This is a genomic window from Phycisphaeraceae bacterium, assembly GCA_020639155.1.
In the GTDB taxonomy this organism is placed as follows: Bacteria; Planctomycetota; Phycisphaerae; order Phycisphaerales; family UBA1924; genus JACKHF01.
Genome location: JACKHF010000002.1, coordinates 39,591 through 52,067, shown reverse-complemented (window position 1 = coordinate 52,067; position 12,477 = coordinate 39,591). Strand labels below are relative to the sequence as shown.

Below are 12,477 nucleotides of genomic sequence, written 5' to 3'. Positions count from 1 at the left end.
ATAAAGAGCAACCAAAACAACACGTTCTGCGCGCCATGTGCCATCACGGAGATGTAGCGCCACGTTGGCCACCAATATACTCGAAGCCATGCCCATGTGCAACACACAGTGCCACTGGCGACTCGCCCGCCAGTGTTCTTCAGCAAGGCCGGTCTGACCGAATCCTCGCGTGCTATACACCATGACGAAGCAGAGAAATGAAAACCACCCCGGATTTCCCGAGGTGGCGTTGTTGTTGTTATGCAGTTGTGAGACACTCCTTACGGGCAGCCACCCGCGTACGCATTGCCAAAGCAAATGTAATCGAAAATGTCAAACGAACAGTTATTGTCGCAGTTTGCATAGCCGTCCATGCCCGAATATGCATTACCAAAGCAGATATAGTCGAAGATGTTCAGCACGCCTGATCCGTCGCAGTCGGCATAGCAGGCATCAACAACACCTACAGTGAATCCGTGCCATTGCTCGTCGACATCAACAGAGAACGTAATCTGTGAAAATGTCCCCTGGAACTGGATCACGCCATGGCCCTCGAAGCCCTCAAGCACATCGCCCGGGAGTTCTGTCAGCGGCCCATTACCAAAGGCACCGGTGCCCTGGCTGATGATGTCAAACGGCTGATCAAAGTCGTATTGCACCTGGATCGGCCCCATGAAGTTGTCGCGTCCGAGACTGACGATTGCCATCACCGGGTTTGTCAGAGGTTGCGAGAACTGGATCACGTTCGGCGTTGTTGTCGCTTTGTGTGTCTGAATGATGTCGGTGCCGGTAGGGACATTTGAAACCAGCGTGCTCATATATGTCGCTGGGTAGTTCCAATAGTTCGTGCCACCACATGTTTGACCATCAAAGACCGGCCCGGTAAAACTGACTTGCACGTCACCGCCAGCAAGTTTCAGCGTACCACTTGCCGAGCCATTGGTGCCAAACTGTGAAACGGTCCAGTCCGTCCATGCGACAGGATCCGCGATCGCCGCTGTTCCGATCGCACACGCACACAGATATGTTGCCAACTGTTTCATTCTTCTCTCCATCAAAACACCGCTTGTCCGATGTTTCGCTCTCTTCACTCTCTCTTCATATGGCGGACAAACAACATCCACCTGTCCGCCAAGTGTACCCTGATTGCGGGATCGTTGCTCGCAAGCCTAGGTTGACCATATTTGAACGAATCTGATGCCGTATCACCAATGCATCACGGACATCCGATTGTGTACGCATTGCCAAAGCAAATATAATCAAAGATGTTGAGATTGCCGTTGTTGTCGCAATCGGCGTAGCATGGCTCGATATCAGGAACGAAGGCAACTGCGACCGCGCCGTTCGAGAGGCCGCCGGTACCCGGCGACAGATACGTGCCGAGAAACGTTCCCGTGTTTCTGTTAAACTTTAGAAACTGAGCAGTGCCACGGAATCCGACAGTGTAGAGTACATCAGGTTCTGGTCCGAGCGAGAGAAAGTACGGTCGATCAAGTCCTCCAACACCCGATGCGACAAACTGTGAGACGCCACCAGTCGTTAGATCTTTCACAAGCAGTTTATCGGAGATCTCAGAAGCAACAAAGAGTCGATTCTGTGGATCGACCACGCACCCAATCGGGCCGTCAAGCCCGAACGCCCCGGCAACAATCGCATCCTCGACATACGCACCTGATGCCGAATATCGAAGCACCCTGTCGTTGTTATAACTCGTGACATACCAGTCGCCATTTGATGCCTGCGCGAGATCGTGTGGGTTGTCAAGATTGTTCCCCGGCACAATAAAGTCGCTCACAACGCCCGTGTTCGGATCCCATCGTTTTACCCTGTCATTGGTGCCACTGCAGATGTACAGCATGTTGTCTACGCCGAAGGTCAACCCGAGCGGTGTAGAGAGACCACCGGCACCGGGCGAAATGATCTCACCCAGCGACTGGCCAGTCTGGCCATTGTATTTTTGGACATTGTTGCTCAAAGTTCCTGAAACATATAGATCACCATCCGGACCATACACAGCCTTGTACGGGGCATTGAGATTAGTCAAGCCAGTGCCAACAAAGTGGTCTTTGACCAGGCCACTGGGCCACTCGTACCTGACAATCTTATCTCCATCATAATCAACAACAAGAAACTCGCTTTGCCCAAACGTGCTGCTTGTGCACGCGGCGACACACACAGCCATACCGACGCACTTCCAACTTAATGCCATATCAACCTCCATCATTCTCTTTCTCTCAGGTATTACTCTGCGCCACATCAATGGCACACGGCCCCTTCAGGTGCCGACCATAGCCATTGGCGCACTCACATACGAGCACGAAACATGTCTCGCATGGTGGAAACGTGCAGAATACGTATTCTTCCTATAAAATAGACAAGCAACTTCTCGTCGAGCAAAGCCAAGCGAGAGTAAGTACATTAACTACTCTTGTAGACATCTCCTTTTGCTCGCGTGGAGACATTAAAAATACCGAATGAAGTCTCTGTGTCCAGTGCTTTCTTCCTCGTCTCTCGCTAGTACGATCTGCCCATGTCCGACCCAACACCCTTTTCCACCGAACGCCTGATCGTGCGGCACCTGCACACACGCGATGTCGATGCCATGCACGCGGTGTACAGCGACATCGACGCGATGCGATGGGTTGATGACGGCTCGCCGCTTGATCGCGAGACGTGCGTCAAGTGGATTGCAAAGACGCACGAGAACTATGAGCGGTATGGCTACGGCATGTGCGCGATCGTGCTCAAGGACCGAACAGATACAAACGAACCGATCGGGTTCATCGGGCTTGTGCATCCCCATGGGCAGGCACTGCCCGAGCTCAAGTACGCGCTGCGTGCAGCGCACTGGGGCAAGGGGCTTGCAACCGAAGCTGCGCGAGGCATGCTGGAGTATGGACATCGCACGCTCGGGCTTCCAGAGATCATTGCAACCATCGCGCCAGAGAACGCCCAGTCCATTCGGGTCGTGACAAAGGCGGGCATGACAGAGAGTTCACCACGCATTGAGGCAGACGGCACACGGACGCTGGTGTACAAGAGCACTTGAGAATCCTGAAGTTCTGGGTGTCAATTGCGCAACGTGATCCACTTGCATTATTTCATACAATCACCAATGACCATCCCACGACCACTCCGTCTGCTTGGCCTGCTCGCAGCATCATGCCTGCTCGGCGCGTGTTCCACCTCGCCGTGGAGCCAGTCTGTCCAGATCCCCTTCACCCACACTGTGGCGCTCGCCGACGGCATGACCGAAGAGCAGGTCACGCCGGATCAGGTGCATGTGCAGAACATCCCGTGGAAGCGGATGGATCAGGCGCTGCAGGTGTTCGACGATGCACTCACCGCATCTGATGTCCACGCGACCCAGTGGACGTATCAGGAGCAACTCGATCTTGGGAGTTCTTTGCGCACCATGCTCCAGCTTAGCGAGGACATGGCCATTGCCCCGGTCGGCATCACCCATTTCACCTCCACAAACGATCTGACAAATCCGCAGCAAATCGCGCTGACCGCAGCGACTCTTGGCGCGGATATCGCGGTCTGGTCTCGCGTCGACGCTGGCGAGACCGATGTCATTGTGCGCGAACCCATCACGGAGTACACCACGGGGTCGGTGAAGATCAACGGCAAGTGGGAGTCGTACACCGAGACATCAACAGCGTGGGTGCCCGTTCCATCCCGCGTGCGCCAGTGGAGGTACGCAGCGATGTTCCTCAGGACCGATCCGAGCATCGGCACAGCAGCCGCTTTTGAGATGCAATAAGCCCGGTTTTTCGGCTGAAAACAAGGATCACTTTCCTCTTTGGGTCAACCCTCCTAGTGTCACATGACCGGGAGTTGGGGCATCCCAAAGCCGAAACTCGCAAACTCTGCCCAAAGCCAGTCACAGGGGGCAGCCGGATGCGATCTGTCCCGCCGCATCCCAGCACAGGAAGAGTGCCATCACACCTTCATCCATGACCGAAGCCACCCAACCGTTCATGCTGGTGCGCGATGCCGAAACAGGCGAAACAGTTCAGGCGCACGAGCTTCTGATGCGAGCCGCCGAACTCGCGTCCCGCTTTGTTGATCGGTTTGCTGATCCAAACGAATGTGTCACAAAGAACCCATCGCCGGAATATATCCAGCAACTTGTCTCAATGACCGTTCCTGAAAAGGGGCGATCGGTCGATGCGATCTTCAATGACCTAGAAGCAATACTCGACCAGAGTGTGCTCACCGGTCATACGGGGTTCGCGAACCAGTTGTTCTCGGGTTGCAGCCCGTTCGCTGTCATTGGCGAGTGGCTGACTGCTGTCCTGAATACGTCGATGTACACGTACGAGGTTGCCCCGATCCTCACGATGATGGAGATGGAACTCGTGCGTGCGATGTGCGAGAAGATCGGTTTCGTCGAGGATGGCGTGCATGGTGAAGGCACGTTCACACCGGGTGGATCGCTCTCTAATCTCGTCGCCATGATGCTTGCCCGATTCAATGCACGCCCGGGCATAAACCGTCATGGGCTCGGATTCGGCGTGGGGAAGGGACCAAGGCTTGTTGCGTTCACAAGTAAGGACGCGCACTACTCGATCGAGCGAGCTGCCATCCTCCTTGGTCTCGGGCTTGCCTCAGTCCGCAGCGTGAATACCGACAGCGAAGGCCGAATGGACCCGGCTGATCTTCAGCACAAGATCGACGATGCCATCTCTCGTGACGAACAGCCATTCTTTGTCTCTGCTACCGCAGGGACAACGGTGCTTGCAGCATACGACCCGATCAATGCGATAGCTGACATCACCGAAAACCACGGGATTTGGCTCCACGTTGACGGCGCGTATGGCGGCAGCGCGTTGATGAGCGAGAGGCAAAGATCGCTGCTTGACGGTGTGCATCGTGCCGACTCCATGACGTGGTGCCCGCACAAGATGATGGGCGTGCCCCTGATGTGCTCTGCTCTGCTCGTCAAACGTCGCGGGCAACTTGCCGCGTGTACTGCTCTTAAGGCAGAGTACCTGTTCCATCAGGACGACGAGGATGCCTGCATGGATCTCGGCGACATGAGTATTCAGTGCGGCAGACGTGTCGATGCACTCAAACTCTGGCTTGCCTGGCAGGCACTAGGAGACAGTGGTTTTCATGATCGCATCGATACGATGTTCAGTATTGCAAAGGACTTACGCTCACTGCTGCGTGATCGCCCAGCGTTCAGGCTTGTCCGTGATCCAGATGCCCACTCCACACCTTGCGTAAACACTGTCTTTGATTATGTCCCTGTCCGCCTGAGGGACAGGCTCGCATCGGAGGGTGCAACAAAGGAACTCCGCAAGGAGCTGAGCCGGATCAACGTCGAGCTTCGCGCGAGGCAGAAGAAATCGGGCAGATTCTTTGTTAACTATGCCTCGGTTGACGGCTTCAACTCGTTCAGGCACGTCGCAGGCAACCCCCTCGTCACACATGACATGCTTGTCAACATGCTCGACGAACTCGAACATCTTGGCGCAAATCTCTGATTGGTGCGTTTTCATGTCTAGTAACATCTGCGGGAGTAATGACTTCCGCTTTTTTCTGTTGCAACACAACCCGTGGCACCACCTTCATATTGTTAAGAATGACACACGATCAACATCATCTTTGCTAGCAACTGACGAGTTTGTTTGCACAACACTGACTTTTCCTTAATGATTTATACACATGCCTACACACAATCTGCACGCTTTCTTTGCGCGCACTTATGTCGATCTGAACACGACAACTCACCACATTCCAATAGCATGTTCCCTCTTGAGTGATTATGCACTCGTGTCATTCGCACATCATGCGTACGAACCACAGGGGTAGAACTGAATGATTGACTCACACGTGTATCGCCGTAAGCGTTTCGGATTCACATTGATTGAACTGTTGGTTGTTATTGCAATTATTGCCCTTCTCATCGGCATTTTGCTCCCAGCCATTGGGCGTGCCCGCAAGGAAGCACAGGCAACGGTCTCAGCAAATAATCTGCGACAGGTGACGACCGCTGTCACGATGTACGACATGGACAACAAGTACTTCCCACCATCCTACGTGTACGGGCAGGACGACAAGTCCGGATTGTGGCGATTGCAGGACCAGCAGCAAACCAACCCGAATCTCGGGTACGGCTATATCCACTGGAGCTGGGCACTGTTTGGTGAAGGTCGTGTTGCTGGCAATGCCTTTGAAAACCCGGCAACGTCTGATCGTGGCGCACCACGCGCCAATCCCGGCGAAAAACCACAGGACTGGCAGTTCTGGCAGAAGAATGACCTTGGCAACGGACCTGGATCGGCAACCCCTCTTGATCGCCAGGTTCCCCGAATCGGCATCGCCGGAAATGCCGCCATTTTCCCGCGAAACAAGTTCAATGTCGGCTCTCTTCGAAAGAACCGTCTGGTTCGTGGCTCAAACATTCGACTTGTTGCGAGCACAATTCTCGCAACCGAGTTCCACGATTCAAATGATTGGAAATCTCTCGCTGATCCTGCAAACAGCATCGTCAAGAGCCACAGACCTATCACGCCTTTCATAGGTATTTCTTCAGGCTCGAATGTCTACAACGAGCCGCTTGCATCTGCACCAAAGGGACGATTCTCCTACCCATCTGCAGATGAAATCCTGCCTGCAGACAAGCTTGGTGAAAACCTGATCAACAACGGTCTAACCACGCTGAATGCTGTCAGCCGCAATCATCCCGGCGATACGGCAAACTTCACGTTTGTTGATGGACATGTACAGCGAATGAAGATTGAAGAATCTGTGAAGAAACGTCTGTGGGGCGACAAGTTCTACAGCCTGTCCGGTGATAACCGTGTCGATACTGAGCGAAATCCCTGGCCGAACTAACTTATCAACACAAACCCAGGCGAAAGCTCGGGTTTGTGCTTTGTTGACGGCATCCTGACCGCACCCCAAATGCACTTGTGCGTTGTGCGCGGTTTGTATGCGCTCGTTCGTCCATCCAGATCCTCCCTGTGGTGCGACATGCATCCCTCGCGCACCAGCAGTTCGTGAATGACAGAGGGAATCATGTTCGAAGAAGAGACTCGAAGAGTGGAGAAAACAAAGATGAGAAACGATACACGGATGATTCAGTTCATCGCTTGCGGACTCGCAGGCAGCGTCGCGTCCGTCGCGAGCGCACAGACAGCGCCGTTCCTGATCAACGGTTCTGGTGCAACGCTTCTGCAGGCGCTGTTCGAAGCACCCGCATCAACCAACGACTTCATCGATGTCGATGGTGACACCATCACAGGCGAGCAGCTCGCCCCGACCGATCTGTCGTTCCCTTGGCTGCCTGACCAGTACTGGCAGGTGACCTATCGCATCGTCGGCTCAGGTAACGGCCTTGCCGAACTGCGTGACTGGGGTTTCACCTACGCAACACTGCCCGACGGCGATCCCGGCAACGGCACCTTCAACTGCTCATTCTCTGACAAATCGATCTGGAACCGCGAGGCATTCTGCCTTCAGGGCGCTGGCCAGCCCATTTCAGTTGGCGCAAACCCAGGTGGCACACCCGTCCGCTCACTGATGGACGGCAGTTTCCAGGTCAGCACAAGCACTGATCCGCTGGTTGCTGGTCTCCAGATGAACTTTGCTGCTCTCGACGTGCCGGTTAGCTGGTTTGTCTCTCCGAACGGCCAAGAGCAGTACAACCGCGTTCCGGGTGCTCCTGGATACGGTCTCAATCCGCGCGTCGCTGTCAACAAGGACGGCACAGCAGCCTCACAGAGCAACAAGCTCAAGTCCCTCTCCGGTCTCAACGGCGACATCAACGTCAACACAGCAAATCCGGATGACCACACAGTCTTTGATACAGCAATCACACTCGCTCCGGTTGGTGCGATCGTGAACTACGGCGTCGGCATGAGCGAGATCGACATGTCCGATCTCCGCCATCTTGCTGCAACGGGTCGCCGTATCAACGGTGAAAACCTGATGAAGATCACCCGCGACTCCGGCTCGGGCACACGCAACGCCTTCATGAACGGCATCGGTCTCGATCCGTCGTGGGGCGTTGGTGAGAACATTGGTGACCGTACCGTCTCAAGCGCGAACGATCTGCTCGGTCCGGACTTCCAGCCGTCGAACAAGGGCAGCTCAGGTCGTATGGACAACACCACACTGAACCATCGTCTCGCGGTTGGTCATACCGGTACCGAGCGCGGCGAGTCATCGGGCTGGCTCATCGCTGGCAACATGGACTTCCTTGCAGTCCGCTCCGACATCAAGGGTGGTACCGTCTATGCACGTCCGACACTCACCAATCTGCTCGATGCTGGTGTTGACGGCTACAACATCATCGGTCCGGGCGGTATCGCCACCATGGGCGATCCTCGTTCTGATAGCGCCGCCACCGGCGGTTGGGGCTGGGACCCAAGCGAAACAGGCGCATACCCGAACCCTGTTCAGCCCCCTGCAAACCCGAATGTTTCCGCGTACGTGAACAACATCACACGCTCAACATCGGCATTCGTTGCGATCCCCGGTGGCTCACCAACCCTCTTCAGCCCAGGTGAGTATCTTGCATCACAGTTCCTCCTGTTTGCTGCAACAGACAACGTTCCGGTGATCAATCCCAACCCCGCATCGACCTACGTGCCGATCGTTGCAAATCCGGACAAGAACCAGGCTCTTCAGACCTACATCCTGAATCAGTCAGGAAACGTTCACGGTCTGCCTGCGTTCCAGACATTCAACACAAACACAGCTGGTCGCGTTCCCGGCCGTACAACCGGCGTCGTGTACTCTGACGGCGTTGCCAATGGCGACAACTACATCAATCAGGCTGGCAATACCGTGCTCTACGGCACATCACTCAACATGCGCAACAAGATTGCCTACGACTTCAACGGTGACGGCGTCCGCGATATCAACGACGCAGAAGAGATGATGAAGGCGTGGCACTCACGCAATGGCGGCCCAGCATGGGTTGCACCCGATGGCACAGGCTCCATTGCTGGTACACTCGGCTCAGAAGCAATCATCGAGGTTCTCGGTGATGGCAATGGTGACGGTAACTTCGATGCAGAAGACCTCCGCTACTGGGCAGACGGTCTTGTGATCGATGGGTCCACCGGTTGCGTCAACCGTGTCGCGGGCTTCACAGCTGTTGATAACGCGTCAGCCTCAGTCACAGGCAACGCAAACTTCTTCGGCACAACATGGGCGAGCGGCCAGACCTACGCCGCTGGTGACTCACGCTTTGATATCTCCAACACTGCTGGTCTGACAACCCGCGGATTCGCTCCGACAGGTGCAGACGGTGTTATCGACGCCAACGACTCAAACTACGTCATGGCGCAGTTCACCGGCAACCCATTCGTGACCGACGGTGAAGCAACATGGGACGACATCGCAGAAGCTGTCGGGTTTGACTTCTCAGCTGACATGAACGGCGACTGTGTTGTTGATCAGGATGACGTCGATGCATTCGGCGGCGTTTGCTATGCTGACTGCGATGGCAGCGGCTCACTCAACATCTTCGACTACATCTGCTTCGGCAATGCATACGCAGCTGGTCTGCCATACGCCGACTGCGATGGCAGCGGCTCACTCAACATCTTCGACTACATCTGCTTCGGCAACGAGTACGCGGCTGGTTGCCCGTAATCTCAGCCCCCTGTGACATGCACACACACGTGTGCTACTCGTTCGCCCACCCGATTCCAACCGAGTCGGGTGGGCTTTTCCTTGTTAAATCAGTCCAGCACCTCCGTCCAGCAGCATAATCACCTATCCTCTGCCCCGTATGGCAGGCCTTGCTGTCCAATCTCTGGCGATCGCAACAGGCGTTGGAGCAACGATCGTCGTCGTCTCCAACCGTTTACGTGTTCCACCGATCCTCCCACTGCTGCTCGCAGGCTTTGCCATAGGCAAGGTTGGCATTGTTGATTCTGACTCACTCGAAGCTGGACTGCTCGCGATTGTCAGTATTTCTGTCGCGCTGCTCATCTTTGAAGGCAGCCTTCATCTTGATCGAGACACACTGCACTCCTCACCAAAGGCGGTGCAAGGGCTTCTGACAATCGGAGCTGTCATCACGTGGGTACTCGCAGCGCTCGCAGCCCGATTTGTGATGAAGCTGCCGTGGGATCTTTCCATTTTGCTCGGTGCCATGCTGATCGTGACAGGCCCAACCGTGATCCAGCCAATCCTTCGTCGCGTCCCGCTCAAACCAAATCTGCACGCCGCACTCATGGCCGAGGGCATCCTGATTGACCCCATTGGCGTTATTGCGGCGGTTGCTACACTGGAGTTGGTCATCGCACGCCACTTTGCTGGGGCCGACGAAACAGGGTTTACAGCCGCGCTGCTTTATGTGAAGCCACTTGTCGCTGGCACTGTCTTTGGAGTTGCATCTGGATGGTTGGGTAAACACCTCATAAACCGAGTGCCAACAGCCTCACCGGGGCGTGACAGAACAATCATTCTGATCGGCATCGCGTGCTGCATGACTTCCGTGGGTCTGAGCGAGCTTGCTGCGCCCGAAGCAGGACTTGTTGCAGCAACACTGTGCGGCCTCATCATGGTTCGGGCAAAGCATGCCAACGTCGAACCGCTCCAGCACTTTGCGATCAACATTTCGACCGTGATGCTCGGATCATTGTTTATCCTGCTCGCGTCCCGGTTCGAGGTTGAGCGTCTCTTTAACATCAGTTGGCGCGAGATTGTGTTTGTTGCACTGCTGATACTGGTTGTTAGACCGGTATCAGCGCTCGGTGCAACGGTTGGCAGTGCGCTCTCGATCCGCGAGCGATGGTTTATTGCGTTTTTAGCGCCTCGAGGAATCGTTGCTGCCATGATGGCATCCATTGTTGCGCTGCAGTTCTCAACATACACAACACACGCGACATCGCACACGGACGCAGAAGCCATCACGGGTCACCCTGCAGTATCAGTAGACCAGGCAACACTGGATCATGTGCAGAATCTTGAGACGGTTGTCGTGCTGGTTATCTTCGTGACTGTTCTTCTCGGCGGGACGCTTGCAAGTCCGGTAGCCACACTCCTGAAAGTACGAGCAGGAAAGCCCAACGGCGTAGTCATCATTGGTGCGCATCAGGCCGGTCGTGAACTTGCGAAGGCCTTACGTGATGCTGGTGTACCTGTTCGATTACTCGACTCCAATGCTGCGAACATCGCAGAAGCAGCCGAGATCGGACTTCCTGCAACACGCGGAAACGCAACAGATCTTCGCTGGCTTGAATCGCAGGCAAGCCCGGATAGATTCGGCTGGCTGCTCTCGATTACCGACAACGCCGAACTTGATCATGATCTTGCGCGCTGGGGTGCTCAACGGTTCGGATCCGGACGTGGGTTTATATGGTCACGAAAACAACCCGAAAGTGGAAGTTCCGGCGTTGTTTTTCCATGGGGACGACCGCTGCGACATCTGCTCTTCCAGTTCGATCTTGGGCTTGCTCGCATCAAGGCATTTGAGGCGGACAATCGCAAGGGCATCAACGCCCCACTTGTGACCATTGCTCCTAACGGCGACACAAAGGTGGTCCAGGCTGACGCTGACCTCGATGATATACCGGAAGACTACACGATCATCGGACTTGCAATCGGCCCGCCAGACGATCAATAACTGCCGAACCTCTGACTACAGATGTCACCACGCGCATCTTCGTTATGAAACACCTCATGGTGTCTTTGTGTGTCAACATGTGTAAATAGCTTTGTATGAGGTTTCTGATGGCGAGATTTCACATTCATGGTGTTCAGTGTTTCTCGATACTATTGTGCTGTACTGTTCCTGCAGTGTTCGTTGGATGCACAGCAACACCACATACTAACCAATCGCACAGTCTTGATGCACTTAGCAACACAGAGAAGCAGACACTCATCGCCGAGTTGAAGGAAATCACACGCACCGATCAGCAGTATCGCCGAAGCGTCTCATGGGGCACAACAGACGAGGCCGAACTCACCCGTCTGACATCGCTTGATGATGATGCACAGATGCAGGAAATGATCAGGCGTCATCGCGAGGGAGTTACTCTGTCAAAGTCTGAAGAGCAGCATTTGATGTCATTGCAGACCGCTATTGATCGGAAGAACTTCGCCCGGATTGTCGAGATTACACGCGAGTTCGGATACCCACACGCAGCCAGACTGGGCGAGCAGGCTCCGGATATAACCGCAGTGCTGATCCATGCGCAGATCGACGATTTCACTCGGGAGCGTGGTCTATTCCATCAGGAGGTGCTTGCAGGGCGAATGCCAGCGAAGCAGTACGCGATGATGGTCGATCGAGCACTCCAGCATGACGGGAAGGCCCAGCTCTATGGCACCGCTATCCCATTTGATCCAGCCAAGGGAGGAATCCAGCCGCCACCAATAGAGAGCATCGAAGCCACCAATACCGCCCGTGCCGAGATCGGACTTCCGGCGCTCACTGAGTACACGATCATTGCCAAGCAATAAATTCCACATCCAGATTGCCGTGAACAGGCCCAATCCGCCCCAACCAACTGGTGCGGTTGG

At 54.9% G+C, this 12,477-nt stretch carries 9 protein-coding genes; 7 read left to right on the top strand and 2 right to left on the bottom strand.

Annotation, left to right across the window (positions count from 1 at the left end; translation table 11 throughout):
* Positions 1 to 260: 260 nt before the first annotated feature.
* Together H6815_10830 and H6815_10825 are read right to left on the bottom strand one after the other, a co-directional pair.
* Positions 261 to 1,022 carry a hypothetical protein gene (locus H6815_10830; GenBank protein MCB9860929.1) on the bottom strand — a complete coding sequence of 254 codons (762 nt, stop codon included), beginning with the start codon at positions 1,020 to 1,022 and terminating at the stop codon, positions 261 to 263.
* Between the two features lie 173 nt (positions 1,023 to 1,195).
* Positions 1,196 to 2,188, bottom strand: coding sequence for an NHL repeat-containing protein (locus H6815_10825; protein MCB9860928.1), 993 nt, complete (start codon positions 2,186 to 2,188; stop codon positions 1,196 to 1,198).
* Positions 2,189 to 2,509: 321 nt separating this feature from the next.
* Between H6815_10825 and H6815_10820 the strand changes: the two genes are divergently transcribed.
* The 7 genes from H6815_10820 to H6815_10790 all read left to right on the top strand — a co-directional run bounded on the left by H6815_10820 (position 2,510) and on the right by H6815_10790 (position 12,417).
* Complete coding sequence (locus H6815_10820; GenBank protein MCB9860927.1) at positions 2,510 to 3,028, top strand: GNAT family N-acetyltransferase; 519 nt, start codon at positions 2,510 to 2,512, stop codon at positions 3,026 to 3,028.
* A gap of 66 nt (positions 3,029 to 3,094) precedes the next feature.
* Positions 3,095 to 3,745, top strand: coding sequence for a hypothetical protein (locus H6815_10815; protein MCB9860926.1), 651 nt, complete (start codon positions 3,095 to 3,097; stop codon positions 3,743 to 3,745).
* Positions 3,746 to 3,938: 193 nt separating this feature from the next.
* Positions 3,939 to 5,474, top strand: coding sequence for a glutamate decarboxylase (locus H6815_10810; GenBank protein ID MCB9860925.1), 1,536 nt, complete (start codon positions 3,939 to 3,941; stop codon positions 5,472 to 5,474).
* 334 nt (positions 5,475 to 5,808) lie between these two features.
* Complete coding sequence (locus tag H6815_10805) at positions 5,809 to 6,828, top strand: prepilin-type N-terminal cleavage/methylation domain-containing protein (GenBank protein MCB9860924.1); 1,020 nt, start codon at positions 5,809 to 5,811, stop codon at positions 6,826 to 6,828.
* 222 nt (positions 6,829 to 7,050) lie between these two features.
* Positions 7,051 to 9,597: a hypothetical protein gene (locus H6815_10800; protein MCB9860923.1), complete on the top strand. Its 2,547-nt coding sequence runs from the start codon at positions 7,051 to 7,053 to the stop codon at positions 9,595 to 9,597.
* Between the two features lie 139 nt (positions 9,598 to 9,736).
* The gene (locus H6815_10795) at positions 9,737 to 11,578 is read left to right on the top strand and encodes a cation:proton antiporter (GenBank protein MCB9860922.1); all 1,842 of its coding nucleotides are present in this window, start codon (positions 9,737 to 9,739) and stop codon (positions 11,576 to 11,578) included.
* A 107-nt stretch (positions 11,579 to 11,685) separates the two neighbouring features.
* Positions 11,686 to 12,417: a hypothetical protein gene (locus tag H6815_10790; GenBank protein ID MCB9860921.1), complete on the top strand. Its 732-nt coding sequence runs from the start codon at positions 11,686 to 11,688 to the stop codon at positions 12,415 to 12,417.
* The last annotated feature ends 60 nt before the right edge of the window (positions 12,418 to 12,477 follow it).

Coding starts and splice junctions, on each gene's coding strand:
- H6815_10800 (MCB9860923.1), top strand. CDS start 7,051: ATGAGAAACGATACACGGATGATTCAGTTCATCGCTTGCGGACTCGCA.
- H6815_10830 (MCB9860929.1), bottom strand. CDS start 1,022: ATGAAACAGTTGGCAACATATCTGTGTGCGTGTGCGATCGGAACAGCG.
- H6815_10795 (MCB9860922.1), top strand. CDS start 9,737: ATGGCAGGCCTTGCTGTCCAATCTCTGGCGATCGCAACAGGCGTTGGA.
- H6815_10815 (MCB9860926.1), top strand. CDS start 3,095: ATGACCATCCCACGACCACTCCGTCTGCTTGGCCTGCTCGCAGCATCA.
- H6815_10820 (MCB9860927.1), top strand. CDS start 2,510: ATGTCCGACCCAACACCCTTTTCCACCGAACGCCTGATCGTGCGGCAC.
- H6815_10790 (MCB9860921.1), top strand. CDS start 11,686: ATGGCGAGATTTCACATTCATGGTGTTCAGTGTTTCTCGATACTATTG.
- H6815_10810 (MCB9860925.1), top strand. CDS start 3,939: ATGACCGAAGCCACCCAACCGTTCATGCTGGTGCGCGATGCCGAAACA.
- H6815_10825 (MCB9860928.1), bottom strand. CDS start 2,188: ATGGCATTAAGTTGGAAGTGCGTCGGTATGGCTGTGTGTGTCGCCGCG.
- H6815_10805 (MCB9860924.1), top strand. CDS start 5,809: ATGATTGACTCACACGTGTATCGCCGTAAGCGTTTCGGATTCACATTG.